Source organism: Rhizobium sp. PAMB 3174, from assembly GCF_052908375.1.
Genome location: NZ_CM128608.1, coordinates 1,630,601 through 1,656,814 on the forward strand (window position 1 = coordinate 1,630,601; position 26,214 = coordinate 1,656,814).

A 26,214-nucleotide genomic window follows, 5' to 3' on the forward strand; every position below is an offset into this window, starting at 1 on the left:
TTCAATGCGGCACGGCGGCGAATGCGTCAGATGAAGTACTGGCGATCGTTGCCATGCTGCTTCATTTCCTTGGCTTCGTGCTGAAGCTCGCTCACGGTAAACGCGATGGACGTGATGAACATCGTGGCGATCAAGGTGCTCAAAAGAATCAAGGCAATAAACATCGGGGCATCCTTCCTAAGCTCTGCCGGCGGGGACCGGCGCGATCAGGTCAGTGAATGTAGCGGTGCGTGTTGACGGCAAAAACACGATCACCAGCGTCGGCGGTCCGGATGTTTCCATCGTGACCGATAAACATCGCTGCGAGCATCGCTGCGATAAAGCCTGTCCAGACCACGTTGATGATCATAATCTTGTCGGTCATGGCCAATTCCTTCCTGTTTACATCTTTTTAATGCGCAGCGATTGGCTTTGTTCCCGCCTTCGTCTGCTGCATACCCTTAAAACACACTCAATCTGAAGACGCCTTGAATGCCCCGTTCATCTGGCGTTCATGTAGCCTTACATTTCTTAACGTATGTGGCGAAGCTATGTCGGACGTGATTTAGCCTTTTTTAAGAGGGCTTGCGGCTCTCACGCTTCCATGACAAAAGACGGCGAAACAGAAACCCGGACGCCCATGAAAACAGCGTTTTACCCAGGCTCATTCGACCCTATGACGAACGGTCATCTTGACGTACTCGTTCAGGCGCTGAACGTGGCGGAAAAGGTGATCGTGGCGATCGGCGTCCATCCTGGCAAGACGCCGCTTTTCTCTTTCGATGAACGGAAAAAACTGATCGTCAGCTCGCTTTCGGAAGTCATGCCGGATGCCGAGGGCAGGGTCTCCGTCGTTTCCTTCGACAATCTTGTGGTCGATGCGGCTCGCGCCCATGGTGCAAGCCTCCTCATCAGGGGATTGAGGGACGGCACCGATCTCGACTATGAAATGCAGATGGCCGGCATGAACAACCAGATGGCGCCGGACATTCAGACCGTGTTTCTGCCGGCCGGCACGGCATCCCGGCCGATCACCGCCACATTGGTGCGGCAGATCGCGGGTATGGGAGGAGATGTGAGCGCATTCGTGCCGAAGGTCGTCCTGGACGCCCTCCTGGGGAAACGCAATGCCGCTCGCGGATAAGGGTCTCAAGGAGAAGATATGAAACTCGCAAAACTGGCCTTTGCAGGCGCATTGTTCCTCGCAGCCTCGATCGGATCGGCCTTTGCCGCCGAGAACGATTATCTGACCATCCAGCTGAAGGACGGCCCGGTGGTCGTCCAGCTTCTGCCGGACGTCGCGCCGAAGCACGTCAAGCAGATCGAGACGCTCGCCAAGGAAGGCAAGTATGACAACGTCGCCTTCCATCGGGTGATCGAAGGCTTCATGGCGCAGACCGGCGATGTCGAGTTCGGCAATATGAAGGACGGTTTCGACGCGTCGCGCGTCGGCACCGGCGGCTCCAAGCTGCCGGACCTGCCGGCCGAATTTTCCGACATCGGCTTCGAGCGCGGCGTGGTCGGCATGGCCCGCGCGCAGGATCCGAATTCCGCCAATTCGCAGTTCTTCATCATGTTCGCGGACGGTCCCTTCCTCAACGGCCAGTACACGGTCGTCGGCAAGGTCGTCTCTGGCATGGAATTCGTCGACAAGATCAAGCGTGGCGACGGCGCTAACGGGGAAGTCACCGATCCGGACCGCATGATCAAGGTGACTGTCGGAAAGCCCCAGTAAAAAAACCAAGCGGTACAGTCAAGGAGACATAGCATGGCCGAGATCAAGGATCCGGAAAACACGATCATCATGGAAACCACAAAGGGCAAGGTCGTGATCTCGCTCCTGCCGGACGTGGCGCCCGGCCATGTGGCCCGCATCAAGGAACTGTCGCGCGAAGGCGCCTATGACGGTGTGGTGTTCCACCGCGTGATCGAAGACTTCATGGCGCAGACCGGCGACGTGCAGTACGGCAAGCAGGGCGGTCCGAGCTTCAACCCGGCCCGCGCCGGCATGGGCGGCTCTTCCAAGCCGGACCTGAAGGCCGAATTCTCGGCCGTTTCGCACATTCGCGGCACCTGCTCGATGGCCCGTTCGCAGAACCCGAACTCCGCCAACTCGCAGTTCTTCATCTGCTTCACCGATGCGCCGTGGCTCAACAAGCAGTATTCGGTCTGGGGCCAGGTCATCGAAGGCATGGACATCATCGACCAGATCAAGCGCGGCGAGCCGGTGCGCGATCCCGACTCCATCGTCTCGATGAAGGTCGCCGCCGACGCCTGATTTTCTGACGGCTTTTCAGCACCCGCTCCGGCAATTTGCGTGCCGGGGCGGGTTCGCCTTTTCTTGGACGCCCGCATAGCCATGAAAGTTGACCTTTTCGATTTCGACCTGCCGGAAGAGCGCATTGCGCTGAGGCCCGCCAGCCCGCGCGACAGCGCCCGCATGCTGATCGTCCGGTCGGGAGAGGCGCTGGAAGACCGGAACGTCTTCGACCTGCCCACCTTCCTGCGTCGCGGCGATGCGCTGGTCTTCAACGACACCAAGGTCATTCCGGCCCAGCTCGAAGGCGTGCGACTGCGCGAAGGAGCGGAACGGACGCCCGTCTCCATCACCCTGCACATGCGCACCGCCGGCCATCAGTGGAAGGCGTTCGCGCGGCCCGGCAAGCGCATCAAGGCCGGTGACCGGATCGAATTCGGCCATGGTGGCGATACCTGCCTTCTCGGCACGCTTCTGGCGACGGTCGCGGAGAAGGGCGATGCGGGTGAGATCACGCTCGATTTCGATCTCTCGGGCCCGGCGCTGGACGAAGCGATCGCCACCGTCGGCCACATTCCGCTGCCGCCCTATATCGCGGCCAAGCGCGGCGAGGACGAGAAGGACCGGACCGACTACCAGACCATCTATGCCCGCGAGGACGGTGCCGTTGCCGCGCCGACCGCCGGGCTGCACTTCACGCCGGAGCTTTTCCGGCAGCTGGACGAGATAGGCATCGAACGCCATTTCGTGACGCTGCATGTCGGCGCCGGCACGTTCCTGCCGGTCAAGGCCGACGATACCGACGATCACAAGATGCATCTCGAGACGGGTTACGTCTCCGAGGAGACCGCGGCGGCACTGAATGCAGTGCGGGCGCGGGGAGGGCGGATCGTTTCCGTCGGCACGACGTCTCTGAGGTTGCTCGAAAGTGCTGCCGACGAGTCCGGTGCGATCCAGCCATGGGCGGGTGCCACCGGCATCTTCATCACGCCCGGCTATCGCTTTCGCGCTGTTGATGTGCTGATGACCAATTTTCACCTACCGAAGTCGACGCTGTTCATGCTCGTTTCGGCGTTCAGCGGACTGGAGGCGATGCGCGGGGCCTATGAGCACGCCATTGCCACCGGCTACCGCTTCTATTCCTATGGCGATTCCAGCCTGCTGTTTCGGAAAGACTGACAGACGATGACCGAGAATTTCCAGTTTACACTGAAGGGCAAGAGCGGCGGCGCGCGCCTTGGCGAAGTGTCCATGCCGCGCGGTACCATCCGCACGCCCGCCTTCATGCCGGTTGGCACGGTCGGCTCGGTCAAGGCGATGTATCTCGACCAGGTGCGCGACACCGGCGCCGATATCATCCTCGGCAACACCTATCACCTGATGCTCCGTCCCGGTGCGGAGCGCGTCGCAAGGCTCGGTGGTCTTCACGACCTGATCCGCTGGCCGCATCCGATCCTGACCGACAGCGGCGGCTTCCAGGTCATGTCGCTGTCGGCGCTCAGAAAGATCGACGAGCAGGGTGTCACCTTCAAGAGCCATGTCGACGGCAGCCTGCACCACATGTCGCCCGAGCGCTCCATCGAGATCCAGGGCCTGCTCGACAGCGATATCCAGATGCAGCTCGACGAATGCGTGGCGCTTCCGGCCGAGCGCAAGGAAATCGAACGGGCGATGGAAATGTCGCTGAGATGGGCCGAGCGCTGCAAGGTGCAGTTCGGCAACCAGCCGGGCAAGGCGATGTTCGGCATCGTGCAGGGCGGCGACATCCCGGACCTGCGCGTCCGTTCGGCGCGCGCGCTGAAGGATCTCGACCTCAAGGGCTATGCCATTGGCGGCCTCGCGGTCGGCGAGCCGCAGCATGTGATGCTGGAAATGCTCGAAACGACGCTGCCGGAACTGCCGACCGAGAAGCCGCGCTACCTGATGGGCGTCGGCACACCGGACGATATCCTGAAATCGGTGGCCCGTGGTATCGACATGTTCGACTGCGTGATGCCGACCCGCTCAGGTCGCCACGGCCTGGCGTTCACCCGTCGCGGCAAGGTCAATCTGCGGAATGCCCGGCATGCCGAGGATATGCGGCCGCTGGACGAGCAGTCCAATTGCCCGGCGTCCCGCGACTACTCGCGCGCCTATCTCCACCATCTGCTGCGCGCCAATGAAGCGCTCGGCGGCATGCTGCTCTCCTGGCACAATCTCGCCTACTACCAGGAACTGATGCAGGGTATCCGCAAGGCCATCGCTGAAGACCGCTTCACCGATTTCATGGGCGAGACAATGGAGACGTGGGCGAGGGGTGACATCGATCCTCTCTGAGGGTCAGATGCCCTTGCTGGCCGTGTCGACGTCCATCTGTACGCCGTTGATCTTGTAGCTGCCGTCATTGTCGCGCGTCATCTGGTAGATGGCGCGCCAGCTCTTGCCGTCGCTGCCGGTGATCAGCAGTTCCTGGAACAGCATGCTGTCGTCAGGCGCAACCGCCGAACGGCCGAAGGCGTAGTTGCCGGGCCGGATGACCGGCGCGTAGCCGCGCTTGACCATCTCGAAGAACGTATCCTTGTCCGGGAAGCGCTGCCTGATGGCCGGCGACGCGAAGGCATAGGCCGCCTCCGCGTCATCCTTGAGGAACGCATCGATCTGCTGCTGGATGACCTTCTGCGCCTCGGCGGCCGGCTCTTCCGCCATGGCGGCGACCGGCAGCAGGAATGCCATGAACGCGACTGCAACAAGTGGGATGAACGCACGCATCGTCGTCTCCTCTCCGTCTCATGAAGAAGTATACGCCCGATTTGGCGCAACGGATCGAAAAACTCAGCGAGCGGCGGGCGCTGCCTGCTGGATGGCCTGGATCAGTTCCTTCAATCCGCGATGAAGCGGCTTGTCGCGCCGGACGACGATCGCCAGCCGGCGGGCAAGCGGCGGGGTCAGGGTGCGGATGGAAAAGCGGCCGCGGTCGCGGGCATTCTGCACGGCCATGCCCGGCAGGACGGCGGCGCCAAGGCCGGCGGCGACCAGCTCCTTGGTCGCCTCGACGCTGCCCAGCGACATCACCGGCTTGATCGACGCGCCGGCGCCGGCGAGCCACTCATTGGTTATGAAGCGCGTGTTGCCGCCGGACTCGAACAGGATCACCGCCATGTCCGTCAGCCGGGCTGGCGTGATATCACCCTCGATGGCATCCTCCGGCCGGGCGATCAGCACGAACTCGTCCTCCATCACCGGGATGATCTCCAGCGAGCGGCCGGCGACGGGGAGGGTGACGAAGCCGATGTCGATGACGTTTTCTTCCACCGCGCGCACGACATCGGCCGTATTGCCGGTCATCACCGAAATGTCGATCAGCGGAAACTTGGCCCTGAGGCTGCCGAGCAGCGGCGGAAAGAAGAAGGCGCAGGCGGTGGCGCCGGTTCCGAGCCGCACCCGGCCGCCGACGCCGCCCTTGAGCGCATCCATGGCATCGATGGCGGCTGTCACGTCGGCCTCGATGCGCGCCGCATGCGAGAGAAGAAGCTCGCCCGCCGCCGTCGGTCGCGCGCGCCGGCCGACCCGTTCGATCAGCTGGACGCCAAGCGAACGCTCCAATTGCCGAACCTGCTGGCTGACCGCTGGCTGGGTAAGGTTGCGCCGCTCGGCCGCGGCAGAGAAGCTGCCAAGGGCGACGACCTGTGACAGGGTGTCGAGATAATCGAGATTGAGCCGTTTCAAACCAAACTTTTTCTTATCCAATGTATGATTTCGACAATATTCAATTATGCCTGCAATTTTTGCAAGATGGTGTCACGAACTTGCCAGCATAGAGAATTGCGTTGACCCAGAACTCAGAGAAGATGTCCGCACCAGCACACACATGGATCGTCCGCGACGCGGAAGATGTCGACATGCCGGCGATCCAGGCGATCTACGCCCACCATGTCCTCCACGGCCTCGCGAGTTTCGAGGAGACGCCGCCATCCGTGGAAGAGCTGCGGACGCGGCGCGCGGGCGTGCTGAAGGCCGGACTGCCTTATATTGTCGCCACGAGAGACGGCGCGGTGGTCGCCTACGCCTACGCCACCATGTATCGGCCGCGGCCGGCCTATCGCTACACGATCGAGGATTCGGTCTATGTGACGGAGGGTAAGGGCGGGCAGGGCATCGGCGCATTGCTTCTTGCCGAACTCATTGGCCGCTGCGAAAAGGGCCCGTGGCGCCAGATGTTCGCCGTCATCGGCAACGGCCACTTCAACACGGGCTCGGAGGCGCTGCACAGGAAGCTCGGTTTCGAAAAGGTCGGGCTGTTGACCTCGGTCGGCTTCAAGCACGGGCGCTGGGTCGACACGCTGCTGATGATGCGGCCGCTGGGGCCGGGCGACGGGGAACCGCCGGCGGACAGCCGATGATTTCGCGCCTGCAGGTCTTTTGCCTCGGGCTGACGCAGCTCGTCTCCTGGGGCATTTCCTACTACCTGATCGGCACCTTCGCGGGCACGCTTGAGGCCGAGCGCGGCTGGAGCATGGATGTGATCTATGGCGGTTTCGCCGCAGCGCTCATCGTCATGGGCCTGACCTCGGCGCTGACCGGGCGGCTGATCGACACATTCGGCGGTCGCTGGATCATGAGCACCGGGGCCTTGCTGATCGCCGTCGGCTGCACCGGGATCGCCATCAGCCATTCGCTTGCCGGCTACTATGCCTCGTGGCTCATTCTCGGGCTCGCCATGCGTCTGTCTCTGTATGATGCGGCGTTCGCCGCGCTGGTCAAACAGGCGGGGCCGGCGGCGCGTCAGCCGATCGCCCAGATCACGCTGCTCGGCGGCTTGGCCTCAACCGTCTTCTGGCCGATCGGCCATTATCTGACGGACTTCTTCGGCCTTACGGTGGCGCTGTTCTGCTACGCAGCATTTGCACTCTGTACCATCCCGCTTTATCTGGTGGCCCTCGTTTCGCCGCCGCGGCGCTCGGTGCCGGAGGGCGAGACGGCAAGGGCAGGGCTGTCTGACATCGACAACCCTGCCTCCAAGCCACGAAGCCTCGTGCCCGCCATTCTGTACGCGGTCATCGTCGCCGCGACCAACAGCCTGTCGGCCGGCCTGACGTCGCATCTGATCGGCATCCTCGGCGGCCTTGGCATGGCGACCGTTTCAGCGGTCTGGATCGCATCGCTGCCGGGCATTGCCCAATCGACGGCGCGCTTCACCAATCTCGTCATCGGCCGCAAGCTCAATCCGTTGGCATTGAATCTGATCGCCGCGAGCGTGATGCCGATTGCATTCCTGTTCAGCTTCTTCAGCGGCTGGTCCATGGGCTTGGCCACAATCTTCGTCGGGCTGTTCGGCGCAGCAAACGGCCTGCTGACGATCACGCGCGGATCATTGCCGCTGGAGCTCTTCGGCGATCGACACTACGGCCGTCTCGTCGGCAAGCTGATCACGCCGAGCTTCTTCCTGTCGGCCGCATCGCCGCTGGTCTACGCCATGTTGATCGAGCGTGCGGGCGACATGGCGGCGCTCGTTCTGTCTCTGGGGCTCGCCGTCGTCATCTTCACCGCGGCTGTTGCATTGAAGGTGCTTGGACAGCGTTCGAAGGTTTCAGGCGCTTCGTAGGAGAGAAGATTTCCGCGCGTGGGAACAGCCCCACCGAACCACATCCAAAGATCGCATAAGATAGATTATGGAACTATTCTGTATGCTGGTTCGGCTTCCAGACGGTCATCGGCGGTCTATGGAACCACTGTTTGGAGCCTGTCGTCCTCTCCCAGGAGTGCTCCCAGTTCCGTTCGACATTGAATCATCATAAAGCGTTTCAACTCAATGCCTTCTGTCGATATTCGAATTAGAGACTTCAGGTTCCTGAACTTTTGCAAGCCATGAATTCACAAATCCGGATACTGTATTGTTTCAAAAGTTCTTTTTTCGATTACAATACGGCCGGCGCATCGCTCTCGAAGGTCAGCATGTCATGGGCCGGCTCGACGTGATCCGGCGTGCCGGACATCAGCGTGTCGTAGTCCAATGGTACATGCATGTGGGTCAGGATCGCGCGCTTCGGCTGCAGCCGTTCGATCCAGCCGAGCGCCTGGTCGACCGACAGATGGCTCGGATGTTCGCGGTATTGCAGCGCGTCGATGACCAGCACATCAAGGCCCTGGAGCTTCGCAACGCTTTCCTCCGGGAAATGCGAAACGTCGCTGCAATACGCCACGTCGCCAATCCTGAAGCCCAGCGAATGGATGTCGCCGTGACGCTGCATGATCGGCATGAAGCTGATCTTTCCGCCTTCGCCGGAAATCGTCACCGGCATGTCCGGCGTCTCGATCAGGTGCGGCTTGACGATCGGCGGGTACTGGCTTTCCGGCGGCGTCACCATGCAATAGCCGAAGCCGTCTCGGATGCGTTCCATGGTGAAGGCGTCGGCCCAGATCGGAATGCGATGGCCGCGGACGAAGAAATAGCCGCGCAGGTCATCGATGCCGTGCAGATGGTCGGCATGGGCGTGGGTGTAGAGAACCGCGTCCAGCGCCTCGACTTTTGCCGCAATCATCTGTTCGCGAAAGTCCGGGCCGGTGTCGATGACGACTGTCGTCCTGCCGCCATCCGGCGCTATCTGCTCGACCAGGAACGCGGCGCGCGTGCGACGGTTCTTCGGATTGTCCGGATTGCAGGCGCCCCAGTCACCGTTGATGCGCGGCACTCCTGGCGACGACGAGCAGCCCAGGATGGTGAAGCGCCGCCGGTAACTCATCAGGCGGCAAGCCTCGGCATCTTGCTGAAGATGCGGAAGGCGTTTTCCGTCGTCCGTTCGGCGATCTCGGCATAGCTGACGCCCTTGACCTCGGCCAGCACCTCGGCGGTGTTGACGACGTAGGACGGCTCGTTGCGCTTGCCGCGCCAGCGCTTCGGCGCCAGATACGGCGCGTCGGTTTCGACCAGCAGTCGCTCCATCGGCACGGTCGCGGCAATCTCGCGCAATTCCGTCGATTTCGGGAAAGTCAGGATGCCGGAGAAGGAAACGTAGCCGCCGAGCTCAACGCCGGTCCTGGCGAGTTCGGCGCCGGAGGAAAAGCAGTGCAGGATGAAGGGGAAGGCCCCCTTCCCTGTTTCCTCGGTCAGGATCGCCGCCATGTCGTCGTCGGCGCTGCGGCTGTGGATGACCAGCGGCAATTGCGTGATGCGCGCCGCCTCGATGTGACGGCGCAGGCCGGTTTTCTGGTCCTCCGGCTTCTGCGTGTCGTAGAAGTAGTCGAGTCCGGCTTCGCCGATGGCGACCACGCGCGGATGCGCTGCGAGCTTCACCAGATCGTCCGCCTGGATGTCCAGTTCCTCGTCGGCATTGTTGGGATGCGTGCCCACCGAGCAGAACACGGACGGATAGCGCTCGGAGATCGCCAGCAGCGTGTCGAGCTTGCGCACGCGGGTCGAGATCGTCACCATCTGCTTGACGCCCGCCTGGTGGGCGCGCTTGACGATCTCGTCGCGCTCCTCCTCGAAGTCGGCGAAGTCGAGATGGCAATGGGTATCGATCAGCATGCGTTCGGTGTCCTGGTCTGTTCTTGGTCTCAGCTCTTGGCTCTCAGCTCTCTGGCGCTACATAGCGCGGGAAAACCGGTTTGGGAGCCTCGAGCGGCGTTCCGGCCTTCAGACGGCCTGCTTCACCGAGGCTCGCAAAGCTGCGCTCGTCGGCAGAGGCCGCCACGAGGTCGAGCAGCTTGCCGGCCGATTCCGGCATGAAGGGCTGCAGCAGGATGGCGATGTTGCGGACCACTTCGGCGGTGACGTAGAGGACGGTGCCCATGCGCGCCGGGTCGGTCTTCTTCAGCGCCCAGGGCTCCTGGCCGGCGAAATAGCGGTCGGCCTGCGAGACGACGGCTATGATGGCCGCCAGCGCCTTGTGCAGCTGCTGCCGGCCCATCTCTTCGCGGGTGATGGCGAGGAGCGCATCGGCTGCTTCGAGCATCGCCTTGTCCTCGTCGGTGAAGGCGCCCGGCGCCGGCACATGGCCGTCGCAATTCTTGACGATCATCGAGAGCGAGCGGCTGGCCAGATTGCCGATGCCGTTGGCGAGGTCGGAGTTGATGCGGGTGCCGATCGCCTCCTCGCTGTAGGAGCCGTCCTGGCCGAAGGAGACTTCGCGCATCAGGAAGTACCGTACCTGATCAAGACCGAAATGCTCGACGAGCTCGACCGGGCCGACGACGTTGCCGAGCGACTTCGACATCTTCTCGCCCTTGTTGAGCAGGAAGCCGTGGGCGAAGACGCGCTTGGGCAGCGGCACGCCGGCCGACATCAGGAAGGCCGGCCAGTAGACGGCGTGGAAGCGGATGATGTCCTTGCCGATGATGTGAATGTCGGCCGGCCAGTATTTCGTCCGCTCGCCGTCCGGATCGGTCAGATAGCCGGTCGCGGTGAGGTAATTGGTGAGAGCGTCGACCCAGACATACATGACGTGCTCGGGATCGCCGGGAACCTTGATGCCCCAGTCGAAGGTGGTACGCGAGACGGAGAGGTCCTTGAGCCCCGACTTGACGAAGGACACGACCTCGTTGCGGCGCTCGGCCGGCGCGATGAAGTCCGGATTGTCTTCATAATGCTTCAGCAGCCTGTCCTGGTATTCGGACAGCTTGAAGAAGTAGCTTGCCTCCTCGACCCATTCGACCGGCGTGCCCTGCGGTCCGTAGCGCACGCCGTCGCGGACTTCCGTTTCGCCTTCCTGGTAGTAGGCCTCGTCGCGCACCGAGTACCAGCCGGCATAGGAATCCCGGTAGATGTCGCCATTGGCTTCCATCCGCCGCCAGATCTCCTGGCAGGTCTCGTGGTGACGGGCCTCTGTAGTACGGATGAAATCGTCGTTCGAGGCATTCAGAAGCTTCGCCATGGAACGGAACTCCGAAGAGTTGCGCTCGGCGAGCTCCTCGACCGGAATGCCTTCGTTGCGCGCCGTCTGCTGCATCTTCTGGCCGTGCTCGTCGGTCCCGGTCAGGAAGAACACATCCTTGCCGTCCAGCCGCTGAAACCGCGCAATCGCATCCGTCGCCATGAGCTCGTAGGCATGGCCGATATGCGGCTTGCCGTTCGGATAGGAGATGGCGGTCGTGATGTAGAATTTGGACTTGTCTGTCATGGCGCGTCTTGTTCGCTTCTAGAAAATCTGCCGGACCCGGCGAATGGATGACCCGGCCTGTGCGCTTGCCGGAATAGCGTCTAGCGCTGCTCTTAACGCATGTTTTCAGGGAACGGAACACCCTGTTTCGGCAGCGGCTTCCGCTTTTCGGTCGCAGACCTCCACCGGGCATCGCGTTTTGGCCTTGCCGCCTTCTATCGGTCCGCGTGACCGGCCGCTATAGTCGCTCGTATCGATTCCGCATCGATGCCGAAATTGCCGGCGGCTCCCACGCTGCGGTGCCGCGGACAAAGTGAACGCAAAGTGCCACAAGACCGAAGGGCCGCATTCTGCCGCCGCCTTCGGGTGGGGAGAGGGTCGGATGATCTCATCGTCGCTTGACGCGCTCTACTACTCTCTGTGCGGCGGTTTTATCGGCATCCTGATCGGCCTGACAGGCGTCGGCGGCGCATCGCTGATGACCCCCCTGCTCGTTCTGCTCTTCGGCGTCCATCCGGCAACGGCGGTCGGCACGGATTTGCTTTACGCCGCGATCACCAAGTCGGCCGGTGTCGTGGTGCATGGCCGCCACGGCAACATCAACTGGCGCATCGTCGGTCTGCTGGCGGCCGGCAGCCTACCCGCCTCGCTGCTGACACTTTGGCTCGTATCCTCCGTTGACCGCAGCGACCTCGCCCTGGTCAGCGGCGTCACGGTGGCGCTCGGCGCACTCCTCATCCTGACTGCGCTCTTGCTCCTGTTGCGTCCGTGGCTGAAGAGGCTCGCCGCCCATGAACTGGAAACCTTAGGCAGCGAAAGGCACGCGACACGCATTCTGGTCCTGACCTGGGTGCTTGGCCTGGTGCTCGGCACGCTGGTGACCGTTACCTCGGTCGGCGCGGGCGCGATCGGCGTCACCATTCTCCTGCTTCTCTATCCGAGATTGCCGATCCACGAGGTGGTGGGATCGGATATCGCCCATGCCATTCCGCTGACCTTCGTCGCGGGAATGGGCTATTGGATGATCGGCGAGATCGACTGGATGATCCTTGGCGCGCTGCTGACTGGCTCAATACCCGGCATCATCGCCGGCAGCCACATCGCGCCACGCCTGCCGGAGGTCTATGTCAGAACATTGCTGGCGATCACGCTGCTGATCGTCGGCGGCAAGCTAATCCTCTGAGCCAGGCCTCAGGCTGCCTTGATGGCGGCATCCTCTGCATAGAGGCGGGCGAGACGGCGCTTCTGCTCGATCTGCAGCTTCGACACGATGTCCAGTAGCTCGTCGGCCTCGTCGTGCGAACCGCGCAAGTGACGGAACCGCGCCATCAGCTCGGACGCCAGATAGTCGACCGCGTTGTCGTAGCCGCCCTCCAGCGCGCCGCGCCAGAGCAGTGCGGCCTCGACGAAGATCGGGCTTACCGTGCGGGTGATGCCAGCCGCCTCGAAGAGCGCCCTCACCGCGTGCATGCGGCCCGAAGCCAGCACCGCGCGGGCGCGCCTGTCTTCGCATCCGGAAAGATTGACGATGGCGGCGGCGAAAAACTCCAGCCGGCCGGATACCAGAGCCTGCATCAGAAGTGCGGGCGTCAGGCGTCCGGTCTTGCGCAGATGCTCGGCGAAATCCTTGAGATCCTCGGTATCAAGATCGGCGGAGATCGCGAGCGTCGCCGCCGAACCGGCTTCCTTGACGACGCGTTCCGTCCTCGACCGGCCGATCGCGGCACTCACGAAGCCGAACCCGGCCAGCGCCTCGCCAACATGCTGGACCAGCAGCTGACGGGCCTTGCTCGGAAGCAACGGGCGTTCCAGAAGCATGCTGCGCACTTCGCCGTCGCCGCCGAAACGCTCCGCGATGCGCAGTAGCGAGAAACCGGCAATGCTGGCGCTCGAATTTTCCAGAAGACAGATGATTTCCGGCTGGTCGCCGACTTCCGCAATGGCGGCAGAGACCCCGCGCGAGACCCCTCGCCTCGTGGCGATCAACGATCGGGTGATACTGCTGCCGCGCCCGGCGAGCTCGACCAGATCACCATCCGTCAGCACGGGCGAACGCAGCAGAATTTCCGAGGCGATCTCGTCCTGATCGCCGGCAAGGCAGAGGATGACCGCATGCGGCGCGTCGGGATCGCGAGCCAGCGCATCGGCGAGCGCCTTGCGCACGAGCGGCGACGGATCGTCCAGAAGATAGGTCATCGCAAGATCGGCGGCCTGGCGTTCGCCCGGCGTCATGTCCGATTGCAGGTAGGCTCGTCCCAGGGCATTGGCCGCTTTCGCACGGTCTCCGGCTTTCGCCGTCTCGGTCCAGCACAAAAAACGCTCTATGATCACTGGCATGCCCCGCTTCGAATCGTTGCAGCCAACATCTGTCCGGCTGCAGGTTTCACGGTAGGGCCAAAAAGTTTAAGATTGGTTCACCATATCCATTAACCATGTGGGAGATGACCATCAGCCGCCTTCAACTCTGGGCAGGAGCCCTCCCCCTCGACATCGAGAGCGCGCCGCCAGATCCCGACGGCACGCCCGATGTCCTGGTCCTCGACCTTTCATCCGGCGAGGCTCTACAGTCAGTCAAGCTGGGAACGTGGCGGGCAAGCGGCGCAGGGTTGTTCCTGAAAGTCGGAGCGTCCGCCACCGGGGCGGAACTCGACACGCTGATTGCCGGGTTCTTGCCCGACGGTGTCGTGCCTTGTGGTCTCACCTCTCCCATGGAACTGCAAAAGCTCGATGCCTTGCTCGCGGTTGCGGAAACCCGATGCGGCCTCAACGAGGGACAGACAAGAATCGCGCTGCTGGTCGACAATGCGCGCATCGCGTCCAAACTGCAGGACGTGCCCGGACAGACGAAACGCCTGACAGCCGTCGGCTGGGATGGCGAACGGCTGGCCGAAAGCCTTCGCGTGCCGCACGCGTCCTCCTACGACCTTTCCGGGCCGGTATTTTCGACGATCCGGAGCATGGTGCTGATTGCAGCGCGGGCGACAGGTGTCACCGCGCTGGACTATGCCGGCCAGCGCCTGTCCGCGACCGACACGATGATGCGCCACGGCGCCGTCAGCGCCGGGGACGGGTTTGACGGCATCTTCTGCGGCAATCCGCCAACGGCGCAGACTGTCTGACGCGATTTCTCACCAGCGATCAGGCGGCAGGAACCTTCGGACGCGCCAGCTGGAAGGCGTCGCTGCCTTCGCAATAGTCCATGTAGCCCATGCGGGCCACAGGACGGGCGAGAGACATGTCGATATGGCCATCCTTCAGGATCTCGTCGCTCAGATGGATGCCCATGACCTGGCCGAAGACGACCCAGGAATCGGCAAGGCCGCCGTCGACCGTCTTCGGGCGGTAGACATCGGTCATCCGGCACTCCAACGCCGCGTAAGCTTCCCCTACGTAAGGCGCATCGACGACTTCGCCGTCGACCGGCGTGAGGCCGGTCAGCGAGAATTCATCGACGTCGTAGTCGACCAGCGCCGAGGACAGGTTCATCTGGTCGACCAGGTTGCGGCTGACGAGGTTGGCGGTGAAGACGCCGGTCTCCTCGATGTTGCGGACGCTGTCCTTGTGGCCGCTTGACGAGAACATCACCATCTTGGGGCTGTCGGATATCGCGTTGAAGAAGGAATAGGGGGCGAGATTGCGGACCCCTGCCCTGCCCTTCGTGCCGATCCAGCCGATCGGGCGCGGCGCGACGATGGCCTTGAAGGGATCGTGCGGCAGACCGTGCCGGTTGTTGTCGGTCGTGTAGAACATCTTGCTCATGCCTCGTCTCCCACCCAGGTCACGACGGTCTCCAGTTCCGGTCGCGGCCGCTCGACCGCCGGAAAATCGGTGGAGCCGATATGGATGAAGCCGGCCACCTTTTCGCCGGGCTTCACGCCGAGCAGCGGATAGGCCGTCTCGTCGAAGGCGAACCATTCCGTCAGCCAGTTCGACACGTAGCCATGGGCGTTTGCCGCCATCAGCAGGTTGAGGCAAACGGCACCCGCCGACATCACCTGTTCCCATTCCGGGATCTTGAAATGCGGCGCGGCCGTGCTGATCACACCGATGACGACCGGCGCACGGGTAAACCGGGTCCGCTCGACCTCGACCATCTCGTCCGAAAGGTCCGGCTTCCTGGCCAGCGCCATCTTCAGCAGTTCCTCGCCGATCCGGGCGCGCTCGGCGCCGCGATAGACGACGAATCGCCAGGGTGCGATCTTGCCGTGGTCCGGAACCCGCACAGCAAGCTTGAGGATCGCCTCGATCTCGTCCCGGCTCGGACCGGGCTCACGCATCTGAAAAGCCGGAATGGAGCGGCGCACCGCCAGATAATCAATCAATTTCATGTCCATGCTCATCAATATTCTCTTCCCGCTATCTGGTTTGCGGCCGTCAAATTAACTGGAATTCTCGCAAAGCCTTGAATTTGCCACCGGCTTGGTCTTCAAGTGGCTCCGGAATATCACGAAGTCAACCGGGCGCACCACATGTTTGGAACAAGCAGCATATTACGGCTGGCCGCCACGGCGGGCCTGGCCATCACGCTTGCACAGCCCGCGCTGTCCCAGGAAGAATTCAAGTCATTTGAAAGCCCTCCGGAAGGCATTCCCGGCATCAACCCGTTGACGGGCGAAGCGGTCGGCATTTCCAAGCCGGCGCAGAGGGTGGGTGTCGACTTCGAAGCAAAGCTGACCGAAGACGGCAAAGCCGTCCAGGAAGGGCTGGAATGGAACGTGTTTTCCCCCATTCCCGGCCAGGACGGCAAGCTGCCGCTGGCGGCAAGCTCGAAGGGCGGCTCCGCCCATTTCCGCCTGGCGCCCGGCGACTATTTCGTCAATGTCTCCTTCGGGCGCGCCACCGCCACGAAGAAGCTGACCGTCGTATCGTCCGGTGAGCAGCCGAAGCAGGTTCTGGTGCTGAACGCAGGCGGACTGCTGCTGAACGCCGTCTCCGGCCAGGATGTGCGCATTCCCGCCAAGGATCTCAAGTTTTCCGTTTATTCCTCCGACGTGCTCGAGAGTGGCGAGCGCGGCCTCGTCGTCGCCAACATCCCGCCGAAGACCATCGTGCGGTTGAATGCCGGCACCTATCAGGTGGTTTCCAATTACGGCTCGGTCAATGCAACGGTTCGCGCCGACATCCAGGTCGTCGCCGGCAAGCTGATCGAGGCGACGATGCAGCAGCGGGCGGCCAAGGTCACCCTGAAGCTGGTTGCCGAAAAGGGTGGCGAAGCCATCGCCGACACGGCCTGGTCCGTGCTGGCAAGCTCCGGCGACCTGATCAAGGAAAGCCTCTCGGCCTTCCCGACCATGGTGCTGTCCGAAGGCGAGTACACGGCGATCGCGCGCAACAAGGACAAGATCTACCAGCGCGACTTCGAGGTCGAAGCGGGCCGCAATTTCGACGTCGAGCTTCTGCTCGACGAGAATCAAACGGCCGCCTCGCAGGCGGCCGAAGCTGGTGAAGTTTCCGAATAGCCGTCAGGCGGAGGCGGCTTTGGCCGCCTTCGCCACGGCCTTCCGCTTCAGGTCCGGAGCCGTTGCCTCGTCGGCAAGCGATGCGATCGCTTCCACAAGCGACATCGAGACCTGATGCTGGGTGCCGAGGCGGCGGATGTTGACCGTCTTCTCCTCCGCTTCCCGCTTGCCGCACACGATGATCACCGGGACCTTCGCAAGCGAGTGCTCGCGGATCTTGTAGTTGATCTTCTCGTTGCGGAAATCGGTTTCGACATGCAGGCCCGCCTCGCGGAGTTCTTCCGCGACCTCGCGGCCGTAGTCGTCCGCATCGGAGGTGATCGTCGCGACGACGACCTGCACCGGCGCGAACCACAGCGGCATGTGGCCGGCGAAGTTCTCAATGAGGATGCCCAGGAAGCGCTCCATCGACCCGCAGACGGCGCGGTGGATCATCACCGGCTGCTTCTTCTCCGAATTCTGGTCGATGTAGAACGCGCCGAAGCGCTCCGGCAGGTTGAAGTCGACCTGCGTGGTGCCGCACTGCCATTCGCGGCCGATCGCGTCCCTCAGCGTATATTCGAACTTCGGCCCGTAGAACGCACCCTCGCCCGGCAGAATGCCGGTCTTGATGCGGCCGCCGGAACGTTCCTCGATGGTCTTGAGGACCTCGGTCATGACCGATTCCGCACGATCCCACAGGGCGTCCGAACCGACGCGCTTCTCCGGCCGGGTCGACAGCTTGACGACGACTTCCTCGAAGCCGAAGTCGTGGTAGACCGACAGGATCAGCTCGTTGATGCGCAGGCATTCGGCCGCCAGCTGCTCATCGGTGCAGAAGACGTGGGCGTCATCCTGCGTGAAGCCGCGCACGCGCATCAGCCCATGCAGCGCGCCGGACGGCTCGTAGCGATGGACGTTGCCGAATTCGGCCAGACGGATCGGCAACTCGCGATAGGACTTCAGCCCGTGCTTGAAGATCTGCACGTGACCCGGGCAGTTCATCGGCTTCAGCGCGAAGACGCGGTTGTCCGCTTCCTCGTCGTCGGGATGCGTCAGGGCATGGGCGGATTTCACCGCGAACATGTTTTCCTGGTACCAGCCCCAGTGACCGGAGGTTTCCCAAAGCGAGGAATCGAGCACCTGCGGCGCGTTGACTTCCTCATAGGTGCCGGCGAGACGGCGGCGCATGTAGGACACCAGCGTCTGGAACATGCGCCAACCCTTGCCGTGCCAGAACACAACGCCGGGACCTTCCTCCTGGAAGTGGAACAGGTCCATCTCGCGGCCCAGCTTGCGGTGGTCGCGCTTCTCGGCTTCTTCGAGGACGTGCAGATAGTTGTCGAGCTCCGACTGCTCGGCCCAGGCAGTGCCGTAGATGCGGGTCAGCATCGGGCGCGTGGAATCGCCACGCCAATAGGCGCCGGCGACCTTCATCAGCTTGAAGGCCGTGCCGATCTGACCCGTCGAGGCCATGTGCGGGCCACGGCAGAGATCGAACCAGTCGCCCTGACGGTAGATCTTCAGATCCTGGTCTTCCGGGATCGCGTCGACCAGCTCCACCTTGTAGCCTTCGCCCATCTCAGCAAACGTGTCGCGCGCCTTGTTGCGCGGCCAGATTTCCTTGGTGAAGGCGGCGTTCTGCTGAATGATCTCCTTCATCTTCTTTTCGATCTTCGGCAGATCGTCGGGCGTGAAGGGCCAATCCTCGCGGGTATCCGGGTGGACGCGCTTGAAATCGTAATAGAAGCCGTTCTCGATGACCGGACCGATGGTCACCTGCGTGCCAGGCCAAAGGGTCTGCACGGCTTCGGCCATCACATGGGCGGCGTCGTGGCGGATGAGTTCGAGCGCCCGCGGATCGGTCCGCGTGACGATTTCGATCCTGCCGTCGGTGACGGGATCGGAAAGATCGCGGAGCTCGCCGTCAAGCGCGATCGCAACGGCCTTCTTGGCCAGCGATTTGGAGATCGACTCAGCGACGTCGCGACCGGTCGTGCCGGCGTCGAACGAACGGATGGAGCCATCGGGGAAAGTCAGGGAAACGGACATGGTATCTCCTTAGTCCAGTCCCGCCTACGAATGCGGGTGGTGACAATGGGCGCCGAAGGACGGCGGCGTCGCGTGCGCATTGGCGGAAAAGACATCAGTCGGTCAAGCGCATCACGAGGCAAGCGGCGGTATAATGGGTAACGGCGAGGTTGTGAAGAGGTCCCGCCCTGCCCTTTTCATGGCACAGGCGGGTGCGGGCAGGCATGGAACACGGTCCGTGGACCAGCCTGTTGACCTGGCTTATTTTCCGCGGGCGGATTTGCGCTGAACGACCTTGGCGATCGGCATCGGCATTCCGAGATGGTAGCCCTGCATGGTGTGGACACCGAGGCGCTTCAGCAGCGTCGCCTGCTCGGCCGTTTCCACGCCTTCCACCAGCACCGTGAAGTTCTGGTGACGCAGCATGGTCACCATGTCCTTCAGCAAATTGAGCCCCTGCTGGTTCTGGCAATCCTGCAGGAAGGAACGGTCGATCTTGATCACGTCGAACTCGAAGCGGTTGAGCCAGGCGAGGCCTGCAAATCCGGTGCCGAAATCGTCGAGCCAGATGCGCACGCCGAGGTTTCGCAGATGCTGGATATTCCGATGCGCCTGGGCATCCTTGTAGATGTCCATGCCTTCCGTGACTTCGAGTGCGAGCTGGCGCGCCGGCATGCCGAGCTTCGTCAGTATGTTGGCGACCTGCAGCGGAAATCCGGCCTCACGCAGTTGCACGGCCGATACGTTCACGGACACGAACTCGCCGAGACCGTGCTCTAGCATGTCGCGGCAGGCCTGCTCGATTGCCCATTCCCCGAGACTGATGATCAGGCCGGTCTGCTCGGCCACCGGAATGAAGACCGGCGGATGGATCGGCGTTCCATCGAAGTCGCGCAGGCGCATCAGCGTCTCGTGACCACGCAGGATACCCGACTTGACGTCGAAGATCGGCTGGTAGACGAGCGAAGCAAGCCCGCGGGAGACGGCAGTCTTCAGAAGCTCGATCAGGTTTCTGCCCGAGGCATCCTCCTCGACACTTTCCGGATCGTAGATCGTGTAGGTGTTGCGCGAGCGGAATTTCGATGCGTAGAGCGCCCGGTCAGCCTGCTGCAGCAGCAGCGACATGTCCTCGACGCCCTGGTCGGTGGTCATCGCCGCGCCTGCACTGATCGTGACGATGTTCAAGGCATCGGTCCGGTCCGGATGCGGGATATTGCGTTCCCGAACGGCGGCGCAGAATGCCTCCGTGACAGTGCGCAGATGGGCCTCGTCGCGAACCCGGCAGATGACGACAAACTCCTCGCCGCCGTGGCGGCCGACGACGCCGTCGAATCGGGTTGCGGTCTCGCTGAGGATATCGCCGAGCGCAACCAGACAGTCGTCGCCGGCGTTGTGGCCGAGACTGTCGTTGTAACGCTTGAAGAAGTCGACATCCATGATAATCATGCCGATATGGCCATAGTCGCCGTAGTCCCGGCGAGACAGGTTGAGGAACTCGCGGTCGATGGCGCGGCGGTTCTTCAAGCCGGTCAGGGGATCGGTTTCAGCGATCTTCTTCAGCTGTTCGCCCTTCTCAAGGGCCGCCTGTTCCTGGATCTGAGCCTGAAGCGAATGCACAAATGTGTGGTAGCGCTCCAGATTGAGGCGCCAGGCCAGATAGAGCGATAGTGACAGTGACGTCAGGAAGAAAACGATGTTGATTGCGCGTCCGTTCAGGTCCGCGTTCATCCAGTAGATCGTCGCGTAGATATAGACCGCAGTGATCGCCACCGACGACACTGCGGCGACCGAAAACCTGAAATTAAAGAACAGGTTGGTGGCGAAAATGAAGATCGTCCCGAAGACCGAATACTGAAACGCAGTCCGCGTGTCGAACGTCGCCAGTTCCAGCAGAAGAAATCCGGTGCCCGCCACGAAAATCGCCAGTGCGGCGCCCAGGTGGAGGATATCGAGAGACACGGAGCGCCTGATGCCAAGTTCGAGACTGAAGAGCACGATGGCGGCAAGCAGTACGCGGAAGACCACGAGTTCATAGCTGACGTCGGGCAACAGAAAGATATCGAAGGCGCCGAAGACCACATGGGTCAGCACGGCGGCCCAGAGACCCCACCGCGCCAGGCGGCGATTGCTGGCCGAATTCCGCTCAATCAGGATCTTGCGCAGGACCGGGTCCGTTGGCTTCCACCACGGCTGGCCTATCGCTTCTTTCGCACGTCTCGCAATATCGTCACTCATCTGCGTATCAGCTCGACCGGTGGACATAGACCCCGGCGGAGGGCGCGGATCTGTCTAACAATGACCCACTCCCCCCTAAATTTTTGGGGCATTTGAACTCAAATTGCTCACAAGATCCCTAAACTCTCGTTAATTTCGGCTGGCGGATTTTAGGCGACCGAATCCGATACAGACAATTTTATGAAATTAACCATTAATTAATCATCTAATAGCGCTGCCCGCAAAAGTTGGTACATTTCTGGCAGGGACAACAGGAACCTGGCCATAATGCGTGCAAAAGAATTTAAGTTTGATATTGACCAGCAAAGCGTAATTACCCCCGAGCTGATGAAGCAGCACAAGCAGAACGAAGCCGAGGCCAAAGCCACCGACAAGGGCGAGTTCAGCGAGCGTGTGCTGGATCTGATGCTCATTCTTCAGATGACCCATCAATCCTTCATCAAGAAGGAGCCGACCGGCCAGATCGTCCATCAACTGGTTCTGCGGCTGCACGATTTGCGCAGTCGCTGCACCCCCGATACCTGGCAAAACCTACTTCCGGTCGCACAATCCCACCCGGTGGCGGAATTTCTGCTCGCCGATCCCTTCACCCGCTGGTCGTTCCAGAAGCCGCGCGGCTATTCGGGCGACGCGAGACTGCTCGACCTTCTCTACAAGCACCCGTCGATCAAGCACCTCGTGGACGAGAGCTCCCCTCTCGGCCAGGAGATCTACGCCTATACCAGCGATTCCAGCAGCTGCGTCGCCGTGCGCGAACGCCGGCTGATTCTGGCCGAGACCGTCGATGCGACAGCCGCAAGAACGGAGAATGCCGAAGTTCTGGCCGTTGCCTGCGGACACCTGCGCGAGGCGGAACTGTCGCAGGCCTATGCCAGCGGCAAGCTGAAGCGCTGGGTCGCTCTCGACCAGGATACGCAGAGCCTGGCGACGGTGGCGGAAAACCACGTCGGGACGGCAATCGATGCCATGGCTGGCAGCGTCGCCGGACTGATTCGTCGCTCATACGCACTCGGTGAGTTCGACCTCGTCTATGCGGCCGGCCTCTACGATTACCTGCCGAAGCACGTCTCCATCCGCCTCAACCAGCGCCTCATGGAACTGGTAAAGCCGGGCGGCGAATTCCTGTTCGCCAACTTCAGCACTGAAGTCATCCCGGACGGCTACATGGAGACTTTCATGAACTGGCCGCTGATCCTGCGGGACGAGCAGGACATGTGGGACATCGTCAACGGCTCCGTCGACCGCAACCGGGTCGAGGCCGAGGTGTTCTTCGGCGAAAACCGGCACATCATCTACGCCAAGCTGCGCAAGCTCGCCTGATCGTTCGGCTGAGACAAAAGACGCCGGCTTCTGACAGGAAGCCGGCGTTTTGCGTTTATGGGGCAGTCAGGGCAAGCCCACCGGCTTTTCAGTCCGCGCCGAGATCGGTGACCTCGACCCGGATGATCTTGCCATTCTCGTCGAAGTGGATGGTTTCCTCGCCACGTCGCACCAGTGGCGCGCCGGTGACGGAATGCGTTGCCCTCAGACGCCACACCGATTTCGCGCTCCTGTCAGAAAGCCGGTAGACGGCATCATTCTCCGCCACCTGATCCGGATAGGCATCGAAATAGCGCCGGAACGCCGTCATCACATTCACCTTGCCCTCGACATTGCCGGTGCCGCCGGAAAGGTAGACGACCTCGTCGGCGAAGCAGGCGTCGATCACGTCGAAATCGAGGGCGTTGATCGCGGCGTGGAAGCGCTTGAGGTTCTCGACGGGATCAAAAGATGGTTGAGGCGACATGTGGGCTCCGTCAATCGTGGACCGGTTTGGAAATATGCCAGTAGCGCCAGGGCGCCCACCATCTGGTGGCCTCGGGCAGTGTGTCGGGTACCGGATCAAAACCATGGGTTCCACCCGGACCGCAGCGCATGAAGCGGAACAGGGCCATGAAACCGCCGGCCCAAAGGCCGTGGCGGGCGACCGCCTCATATCCATATTCGGAGCAGGTCGGCAGATGGCGGCAGGATTGGCCGATGAAACCGGAAAGCGTCAGCTGATAGAGCCGGATCAGGCCCATGCCGAGCAGGCGCCCCGGCGTCTTGGCAAATGGCCCCTGCCAGTTGCGCGATCTTTGGCGTCCACCGTCATGCCGGCCGGAGTGCCCGTCGCACATGCGCTCAGCCTTCGGCGTCGGCCGGCGCCTTCGCCCTGATCTGTTGGATGGCGTCGACAACGGCGTCGAAGGTCAGCATCGTCGAGGCATGCCGGGCCTTGTAGTCCCTGACGGGCAAAAGGAAGCGCATGTCCTCGAACCGTCCGGATGGCCCTTCGCCGCCGGCGGTCAGCATGGCGCGCATGTCGTCGCGTGCCGTCTCGATCTCGTGCACTGTCGCGCCAATGACGTGACGGGCCATGATCGACGACGAAGCCTGACCGAGGGCACAGGCCTTAACCTCGTGCGAAAACTCGCTCACCTCGTCGCCATGCATCTTGATATAGACCTTCACCTTGGAGCCGCAGAGTTTGGAAAATGCCTCGGCCGACGCGTCTGCATCTTCCAAGCGGCCGATGGCAGGAATGTTGCCGGCGAATTCGAGAATTTTGCTGTTGTAGATGTCGTCCATGATGATCCGGTCGGCCGCGAATGACGTACTTGCGATATATATAGTGGGTCCGTTCGGGAAAGAAAAACAGTCTGTGTCGTTTTCAGGCCCTTTTCCTTAACCCGAAGGCTCATATATAAGGGTTACGGCTCATGTGGACCACTGCCTTCCACGATGGGCCTTGATCTGGGAAACCGTGCAGGAAGGCGATGGCGCAATGTGGCGCTGGAGGCCGGAACGCCCCGGGCCCGCCTCAGAAAGTCCATATCTGGCTCGGCCAGTTCGATATATGGTTGATGGCGTGTTGTCCGACAATTGTAGACGTCAGGATCCACCGGAAGACGGACTGGGATCAGGAGACCGCTAGATGGACGCCATTGTCAAAGAATTCTCGCTGCGTGATTCCAGCATGACCCGCCCTTCCCGCGAGGAAGCCGAAGAGGCCGTGCGCACGCTTCTGCGCTGGGCCGGCGAAGACCCGACCCGCGAAGGCCTGCTCGATACGCCGAGCCGTGTCGTCAAAGCCTATGGGGAGCTGTTCGGCGGATACAACGAGGATATCGAGGATGTTCTCGGCCGGACCTTCGAGGAGGTCGGTGGCTATGACGACATCGTCCTCATCAAGGATATCCCGTTCTTCTCGCACTGCGAACACCACATGGTGCCGATCATCGGCAAGGCGCATGTCGCCTATCTGCCTGCCGGCCGTGTGCTGGGCCTGTCAAAGATCGCCCGCGTGGTCGACATCTTCGCCCGCCGCCTGCAGACGCAGGAAACGATGACGGCGCAGATCGCCACGGCGATCGACCAGTCTCTCGGACCGCGCGGCGTTGCCGTGATGATCGAGGCCGAGCACATGTGCATGGCGATGCGCGGCATCCGCAAGCAGGGCTCGACGACCATCACCACGACCTTCCTGGGCGCATTCAAGGACGAAGCCCATGAGCAGGTCCGCTTCATGACCATGCTGCGCGGCTGCTAGGCCACGACCGGGGACTACGCAAACATGCCTATGACATTTGCTTCGCCGTCGAAGGACAAGGCGGATTGGGAAATCGTGACGGACTTCACGCCGCGGTTCGACGCCAACGGACTGATCACCGCCGTCGTCACCGACGCTGCGGATGGAATGCTGCTGATGGTCGCCCACATGAATGCCGAAGCCCTGGCGCTGACCATTGAGACGGGCGTGGCACATTATTACAGCCGCTCGCGCAACAGCCTCTGGAAAAAGGGCGAGACATCCGGCAATCTGCAGCAGGTGCGTGAAATCCTCACCGATTGCGACCAGGACGCGATCTGGCTGAAGGTGTCCGTATCCGGCCATGATGCGACATGCCACACCGGCCGCAGAACCTGTTTCTATCGGTCGGTGGAACAAAGCGAAGGCGGCGCACATTTGGTCTTCAGCGAAGAGAAGCCGCGGTTTGATCCCAAAGACGTTTACGACGCCTGATCGCATCCACAGGCTTCCGGCCCGAGAGGCTGCACACCGAGCGATCATTTGCCGCAATTGTGCTCAGCTCCCGTGGCCCTAAATGGTTTGGTAACCTATAACTGCATTTAATGGGCTTCTTGGGAGAGTTCAGCAGGAAGGAAGGGTCGGACATGCTGGACTGGAATTTCAGACACCGTCATTCCTCCGACGCCGCTCTCGGGCAGGCCCTGCCTCCGGAAAGCGCCATGAAGACGCCCCATATTGCGACACCCGAACCCAGAAAATCGAAAATCGCACTCGCCCTTGGCGGCGGCGCTGCCCGCGGCTGGGCGCATATCGGCGTCTTGCGGGCCCTCGACGAGGCCGGCATTCAGGTCGGCATGATCGCCGGCACCTCCATCGGCGCGCTGGTGGGCGGATGCTACCTTGCCGGCAAACTCGACGAACTGGAAGATTTCGCCCGCTCGCTGACCATGCGCCGGATCGCCAGCCTGCTCGATCTGACAATCGGCGGCGGCGGCCTGTTCGCCGGCATGCGGCTGACCAAGCGCATGCAGGAACACCTGCACGGCATCATGATCGAGGACATGGACCGGCCCTTCGTTGCCGTCGCCTCGGAACTCAACACCGGCCACGAAGTGTGGATCACCGCCGGCTCGCTGATTACCGCGATCCGTGCGTCCTACGCCCTGCCCGGCATTTTCGAGCCGATCCATTGCAACGGCCGCACGCTGGTCGACGGCGCGCTGGTCAATCCGGTACCGGTCACCGTCTGCCGCGCCTACGAGCAGCCGCTCGTCGTCGCCGTAAACCTGCATTACGACATTTACGGGCGCTCGGCGGTCGTCAAGCACAATGCCAGTACGCAGGAGCCGGAAGAACTGCCATCGCATCACGACACCGGCGGCCGTCTCGGGCTCACCCGGGTCATGGTGCAGGCGTTCAACATCATTCAGGATCGCATTTCACGCGCGAGGCTTGCCGGTGATCCGCCAGACCTCGCGCTCCAGCCCCGCCTGAGCGATATCGGACTGTCCGAATTCCATCGCGCCGCCGAAGCCATCCAGCGCGGCTACGAAGAGACGAAGGCGAGGATCGCCGACCTGCACCGGCTGCAGGAAGTCTTTGCGGCGGGCATGATCCACACCCGCCTCTGATGTCACTCACCGAAAA

General features: G+C 62.1%; 29 protein-coding genes. 14 read left to right on the forward strand and 15 right to left on the reverse strand.

The window, feature by feature from the left end; all coding sequences use genetic code 11:
* Nucleotides 1–26: 26 nt before the first annotated feature.
* Entirely contained in the window at nt 27–164 is a 138-nt protein-coding gene (locus tag ACU5AY_RS07720) for a hypothetical protein (RefSeq protein ID WP_446824186.1), read from the reverse strand.
* A gap of 47 nt (nt 165–211) precedes the next feature.
* The gene (locus ACU5AY_RS07725; RefSeq protein ID WP_261930096.1) at nt 212–364 is read right to left on the reverse strand and encodes a hypothetical protein; all 153 of its coding nucleotides are present in this window, start codon (nt 362–364) and stop codon (nt 212–214) included.
* 255 nt (nt 365–619) lie between these two features.
* Here ACU5AY_RS07725 and coaD point away from each other — a divergent pair, with 255 nt between their 5' ends.
* The 5 genes from coaD (at nt 620) to tgt (ending at nt 4,552) form a co-directional block, all read left to right on the forward strand.
* Nucleotides 620–1,123, forward strand: coding sequence for a pantetheine-phosphate adenylyltransferase (coaD, locus tag ACU5AY_RS07730; protein ID WP_446824187.1), 504 nt, complete (start codon nt 620–622; stop codon nt 1,121–1,123).
* 18 nt (nt 1,124–1,141) lie between these two features.
* Nucleotides 1,142–1,714, forward strand: coding sequence for a peptidylprolyl isomerase (locus ACU5AY_RS07735; protein WP_446824188.1), 573 nt, complete (start codon nt 1,142–1,144; stop codon nt 1,712–1,714).
* A 33-nt stretch (nt 1,715–1,747) separates the two neighbouring features.
* Nucleotides 1,748–2,257 carry a peptidylprolyl isomerase gene (locus tag ACU5AY_RS07740; protein WP_261930099.1) on the forward strand — a complete coding sequence of 170 codons (510 nt, stop codon included), beginning with the start codon at nt 1,748–1,750 and terminating at the stop codon, nt 2,255–2,257.
* 81 nt (nt 2,258–2,338) lie between these two features.
* Nucleotides 2,339–3,415, forward strand: coding sequence for a tRNA preQ1(34) S-adenosylmethionine ribosyltransferase-isomerase QueA (gene queA, locus ACU5AY_RS07745; RefSeq protein WP_446828624.1), 1,077 nt, complete (start codon nt 2,339–2,341; stop codon nt 3,413–3,415).
* Nucleotides 3,416–3,421: 6 nt separating this feature from the next.
* A complete protein-coding gene (gene tgt / locus ACU5AY_RS07750) occupies nt 3,422–4,552 on the forward strand; it encodes a tRNA guanosine(34) transglycosylase Tgt (RefSeq protein WP_446828625.1) in 1,131 nt (376 codons plus the stop codon).
* Nucleotides 4,553–4,555: 3 nt separating this feature from the next.
* Here tgt and ACU5AY_RS07755 read toward each other — a convergent pair whose 3' ends face one another.
* Nucleotides 4,556–4,984 (reverse strand): DUF4864 domain-containing protein, encoded by a 429-nt coding sequence (locus ACU5AY_RS07755; protein WP_446828626.1) that lies wholly within the window; start codon nt 4,982–4,984, stop codon nt 4,556–4,558.
* A gap of 63 nt (nt 4,985–5,047) precedes the next feature.
* Nucleotides 5,048–5,941, reverse strand: a complete 894-nt coding sequence (locus ACU5AY_RS07760; protein ID WP_446828627.1) for a LysR family transcriptional regulator — start codon at nt 5,939–5,941, stop codon at nt 5,048–5,050.
* Between the two features lie 122 nt (nt 5,942–6,063).
* Here ACU5AY_RS07760 and ACU5AY_RS07765 point away from each other — a divergent pair, with 122 nt between their 5' ends.
* Nucleotides 6,064–6,615: an N-acetyltransferase family protein gene (locus ACU5AY_RS07765; protein ID WP_446828628.1), complete on the forward strand. Its 552-nt coding sequence runs from the start codon at nt 6,064–6,066 to the stop codon at nt 6,613–6,615.
* Nucleotides 6,612–7,817: an MFS transporter gene (locus tag ACU5AY_RS07770; RefSeq protein ID WP_446828629.1), complete on the forward strand. Its 1,206-nt coding sequence runs from the start codon at nt 6,612–6,614 to the stop codon at nt 7,815–7,817. Before ACU5AY_RS07765 ends, ACU5AY_RS07770 begins: the two co-directional genes overlap by 4 nt.
* A gap of 313 nt (nt 7,818–8,130) precedes the next feature.
* On the opposite strand, the gene ACU5AY_RS07775 is transcribed toward ACU5AY_RS07770, so the two are convergent.
* From ACU5AY_RS07775 to metG, 3 genes are read right to left on the reverse strand one after another with little or no spacing between them, the layout of a single operon-like run.
* Complete coding sequence (locus tag ACU5AY_RS07775; RefSeq protein WP_446828630.1) at nt 8,131–8,955, reverse strand: MBL fold metallo-hydrolase; 825 nt, start codon at nt 8,953–8,955, stop codon at nt 8,131–8,133.
* The gene (locus ACU5AY_RS07780; protein WP_446828631.1) at nt 8,955–9,740 is read right to left on the reverse strand and encodes a TatD family hydrolase; all 786 of its coding nucleotides are present in this window, start codon (nt 9,738–9,740) and stop codon (nt 8,955–8,957) included. The genes ACU5AY_RS07775 and ACU5AY_RS07780 overlap by 1 nt, the downstream gene beginning before the upstream one ends.
* A 43-nt stretch (nt 9,741–9,783) precedes the next feature.
* Nucleotides 9,784–11,331: a methionine--tRNA ligase gene (gene metG / locus ACU5AY_RS07785; protein WP_446828632.1), complete on the reverse strand. Its 1,548-nt coding sequence runs from the start codon at nt 11,329–11,331 to the stop codon at nt 9,784–9,786.
* Nucleotides 11,332–11,692: 361 nt separating this feature from the next.
* Here metG and ACU5AY_RS07790 point away from each other — a divergent pair, with 361 nt between their 5' ends.
* The gene (locus tag ACU5AY_RS07790; protein ID WP_446828633.1) at nt 11,693–12,493 is read left to right on the forward strand and encodes a sulfite exporter TauE/SafE family protein; all 801 of its coding nucleotides are present in this window, start codon (nt 11,693–11,695) and stop codon (nt 12,491–12,493) included.
* An 8-nt stretch (nt 12,494–12,501) separates the two neighbouring features.
* Here the strand turns inward: ACU5AY_RS07790 and ACU5AY_RS07795 are convergent, their stop codons facing one another.
* On the reverse strand, nt 12,502–13,647 hold the full coding sequence (locus ACU5AY_RS07795) for a DUF2336 domain-containing protein (RefSeq protein WP_446828634.1): 1,146 nt from the start codon (nt 13,645–13,647) through the stop codon (nt 12,502–12,504).
* 104 nt (nt 13,648–13,751) lie between these two features.
* On the opposite strand from ACU5AY_RS07795, the gene ACU5AY_RS07800 reads away from it, so the two are divergent.
* Nucleotides 13,752–14,429: an aldolase/citrate lyase family protein gene (locus ACU5AY_RS07800; protein WP_446828635.1), complete on the forward strand. Its 678-nt coding sequence runs from the start codon at nt 13,752–13,754 to the stop codon at nt 14,427–14,429.
* Between the two features lie 19 nt (nt 14,430–14,448).
* On the opposite strand, the gene ACU5AY_RS07805 is transcribed toward ACU5AY_RS07800, so the two are convergent.
* Entirely contained in the window at nt 14,449–15,060 is a 612-nt protein-coding gene (locus ACU5AY_RS07805) for a flavin reductase family protein (protein WP_446828974.1), read from the reverse strand.
* Between the two features lie 5 nt (nt 15,061–15,065).
* Entirely contained in the window at nt 15,066–15,650 is a 585-nt protein-coding gene (locus ACU5AY_RS07810) for a nitroreductase family protein (RefSeq protein WP_446828636.1), read from the reverse strand.
* Nucleotides 15,651–15,779: 129 nt separating this feature from the next.
* Here ACU5AY_RS07810 and ACU5AY_RS07815 point away from each other — a divergent pair, with 129 nt between their 5' ends.
* Nucleotides 15,780–16,769, forward strand: a complete 990-nt coding sequence (locus ACU5AY_RS07815; RefSeq protein WP_446824201.1) for a hypothetical protein — start codon at nt 15,780–15,782, stop codon at nt 16,767–16,769.
* A gap of 3 nt (nt 16,770–16,772) precedes the next feature.
* On the opposite strand, the gene thrS is transcribed toward ACU5AY_RS07815, so the two are convergent.
* Together thrS and ACU5AY_RS07825 are read right to left on the reverse strand one after the other, a co-directional pair.
* Nucleotides 16,773–18,800 (reverse strand): threonine--tRNA ligase, encoded by a 2,028-nt coding sequence (gene thrS / locus ACU5AY_RS07820; protein ID WP_446828637.1) that lies wholly within the window; start codon nt 18,798–18,800, stop codon nt 16,773–16,775.
* A gap of 240 nt (nt 18,801–19,040) precedes the next feature.
* On the reverse strand, nt 19,041–21,014 hold the full coding sequence (locus ACU5AY_RS07825) for a putative bifunctional diguanylate cyclase/phosphodiesterase (RefSeq protein WP_446828638.1): 1,974 nt from the start codon (nt 21,012–21,014) through the stop codon (nt 19,041–19,043).
* Between the two features lie 327 nt (nt 21,015–21,341).
* Between ACU5AY_RS07825 and ACU5AY_RS07830 the strand changes: the two genes are divergently transcribed.
* A complete protein-coding gene (locus tag ACU5AY_RS07830; protein ID WP_446828639.1) occupies nt 21,342–22,334 on the forward strand; it encodes a class I SAM-dependent methyltransferase in 993 nt (330 codons plus the stop codon).
* 88 nt (nt 22,335–22,422) lie between these two features.
* Here the strand turns inward: ACU5AY_RS07830 and ACU5AY_RS07835 are convergent, their stop codons facing one another.
* From ACU5AY_RS07835 to ACU5AY_RS07845, 3 genes are read right to left on the reverse strand one after another with little or no spacing between them, the layout of a single operon-like run.
* The gene (locus ACU5AY_RS07835) at nt 22,423–22,800 is read right to left on the reverse strand and encodes a nuclear transport factor 2 family protein (protein ID WP_446828640.1); all 378 of its coding nucleotides are present in this window, start codon (nt 22,798–22,800) and stop codon (nt 22,423–22,425) included.
* Nucleotides 22,801–22,810: 10 nt separating this feature from the next.
* The gene (gene yidD / locus ACU5AY_RS07840; protein WP_446824206.1) at nt 22,811–23,173 is read right to left on the reverse strand and encodes a membrane protein insertion efficiency factor YidD; all 363 of its coding nucleotides are present in this window, start codon (nt 23,171–23,173) and stop codon (nt 22,811–22,813) included.
* Between the two features lie 4 nt (nt 23,174–23,177).
* Entirely contained in the window at nt 23,178–23,624 is a 447-nt protein-coding gene (locus tag ACU5AY_RS07845) for an iron-sulfur cluster assembly scaffold protein (protein ID WP_446824207.1), read from the reverse strand.
* 346 nt (nt 23,625–23,970) lie between these two features.
* Here ACU5AY_RS07845 and folE point away from each other — a divergent pair, with 346 nt between their 5' ends.
* The 3 genes from folE (at nt 23,971) to ACU5AY_RS07860 (ending at nt 26,198) form a co-directional block, all read left to right on the forward strand.
* Nucleotides 23,971–24,585 carry a GTP cyclohydrolase I FolE gene (gene folE, locus ACU5AY_RS07850; protein WP_446828641.1) on the forward strand — a complete coding sequence of 205 codons (615 nt, stop codon included), beginning with the start codon at nt 23,971–23,973 and terminating at the stop codon, nt 24,583–24,585.
* Nucleotides 24,586–24,609: 24 nt separating this feature from the next.
* Complete coding sequence (gene hisI, locus ACU5AY_RS07855; RefSeq protein WP_446828642.1) at nt 24,610–25,059, forward strand: phosphoribosyl-AMP cyclohydrolase; 450 nt, start codon at nt 24,610–24,612, stop codon at nt 25,057–25,059.
* 152 nt (nt 25,060–25,211) lie between these two features.
* Nucleotides 25,212–26,198: a patatin-like phospholipase family protein gene (locus tag ACU5AY_RS07860; RefSeq protein ID WP_446824210.1), complete on the forward strand. Its 987-nt coding sequence runs from the start codon at nt 25,212–25,214 to the stop codon at nt 26,196–26,198.
* Nucleotides 26,199–26,214 lie beyond the last annotated feature (16 nt).

Excerpts from the sequence above, each read along its gene's own strand:
- coaD (WP_446824187.1), top strand. The coding sequence starts at position 620 with ATGAAAACAGCGTTTTACCCAGGCTCATTCGACCCTATGACGAACGGT.
- thrS (WP_446828637.1), bottom strand. The coding sequence starts at position 18,800 with ATGTCCGTTTCCCTGACTTTCCCCGATGGCTCCATCCGTTCGTTCGAC.
- ACU5AY_RS07780 (WP_446828631.1), bottom strand. The coding sequence starts at position 9,740 with ATGCTGATCGATACCCATTGCCATCTCGACTTCGCCGACTTCGAGGAG.
- ACU5AY_RS07835 (WP_446828640.1), bottom strand. The coding sequence starts at position 22,800 with ATGTCGCCTCAACCATCTTTTGATCCCGTCGAGAACCTCAAGCGCTTC.
- ACU5AY_RS07755 (WP_446828626.1), bottom strand. The coding sequence starts at position 4,984 with ATGCGTGCGTTCATCCCACTTGTTGCAGTCGCGTTCATGGCATTCCTG.
- ACU5AY_RS07830 (WP_446828639.1), top strand. The coding sequence starts at position 21,342 with ATGAAGCAGCACAAGCAGAACGAAGCCGAGGCCAAAGCCACCGACAAG.
- ACU5AY_RS07825 (WP_446828638.1), bottom strand. The coding sequence starts at position 21,014 with ATGAGTGACGATATTGCGAGACGTGCGAAAGAAGCGATAGGCCAGCCG.
- ACU5AY_RS07790 (WP_446828633.1), top strand. The coding sequence starts at position 11,693 with ATGATCTCATCGTCGCTTGACGCGCTCTACTACTCTCTGTGCGGCGGT.
- ACU5AY_RS07845 (WP_446824207.1), bottom strand. The coding sequence starts at position 23,624 with ATGGACGACATCTACAACAGCAAAATTCTCGAATTCGCCGGCAACATT.
- ACU5AY_RS07775 (WP_446828630.1), bottom strand. The coding sequence starts at position 8,955 with ATGAGTTACCGGCGGCGCTTCACCATCCTGGGCTGCTCGTCGTCGCCA.
- ACU5AY_RS07770 (WP_446828629.1), top strand. The coding sequence starts at position 6,612 with ATGATTTCGCGCCTGCAGGTCTTTTGCCTCGGGCTGACGCAGCTCGTC.
- metG (WP_446828632.1), bottom strand. The coding sequence starts at position 11,331 with ATGACAGACAAGTCCAAATTCTACATCACGACCGCCATCTCCTATCCG.
- ACU5AY_RS07805 (WP_446828974.1), bottom strand. The coding sequence starts at position 15,060 with ATGTTCTACACGACCGACAACAACCGGCACGGTCTGCCGCACGATCCC.
- ACU5AY_RS07810 (WP_446828636.1), bottom strand. The coding sequence starts at position 15,650 with ATGAGCATGGACATGAAATTGATTGATTATCTGGCGGTGCGCCGCTCC.
- ACU5AY_RS07815 (WP_446824201.1), top strand. The coding sequence starts at position 15,780 with ATGTTTGGAACAAGCAGCATATTACGGCTGGCCGCCACGGCGGGCCTG.
- ACU5AY_RS07765 (WP_446828628.1), top strand. The coding sequence starts at position 6,064 with ATGTCCGCACCAGCACACACATGGATCGTCCGCGACGCGGAAGATGTC.
- folE (WP_446828641.1), top strand. The coding sequence starts at position 23,971 with ATGGACGCCATTGTCAAAGAATTCTCGCTGCGTGATTCCAGCATGACC.
- tgt (WP_446828625.1), top strand. The coding sequence starts at position 3,422 with ATGACCGAGAATTTCCAGTTTACACTGAAGGGCAAGAGCGGCGGCGCG.
- queA (WP_446828624.1), top strand. The coding sequence starts at position 2,339 with ATGAAAGTTGACCTTTTCGATTTCGACCTGCCGGAAGAGCGCATTGCG.
- hisI (WP_446828642.1), top strand. The coding sequence starts at position 24,610 with ATGCCTATGACATTTGCTTCGCCGTCGAAGGACAAGGCGGATTGGGAA.
- ACU5AY_RS07720 (WP_446824186.1), bottom strand. The coding sequence starts at position 164 with ATGTTTATTGCCTTGATTCTTTTGAGCACCTTGATCGCCACGATGTTC.
- ACU5AY_RS07740 (WP_261930099.1), top strand. The coding sequence starts at position 1,748 with ATGGCCGAGATCAAGGATCCGGAAAACACGATCATCATGGAAACCACA.
- yidD (WP_446824206.1), bottom strand. The coding sequence starts at position 23,173 with ATGTGCGACGGGCACTCCGGCCGGCATGACGGTGGACGCCAAAGATCG.
- ACU5AY_RS07800 (WP_446828635.1), top strand. The coding sequence starts at position 13,752 with ATGACCATCAGCCGCCTTCAACTCTGGGCAGGAGCCCTCCCCCTCGAC.
- ACU5AY_RS07725 (WP_261930096.1), bottom strand. The coding sequence starts at position 364 with ATGACCGACAAGATTATGATCATCAACGTGGTCTGGACAGGCTTTATC.
- ACU5AY_RS07860 (WP_446824210.1), top strand. The coding sequence starts at position 25,212 with ATGCTGGACTGGAATTTCAGACACCGTCATTCCTCCGACGCCGCTCTC.
- ACU5AY_RS07735 (WP_446824188.1), top strand. The coding sequence starts at position 1,142 with ATGAAACTCGCAAAACTGGCCTTTGCAGGCGCATTGTTCCTCGCAGCC.
- ACU5AY_RS07795 (WP_446828634.1), bottom strand. The coding sequence starts at position 13,647 with ATGCCAGTGATCATAGAGCGTTTTTTGTGCTGGACCGAGACGGCGAAA.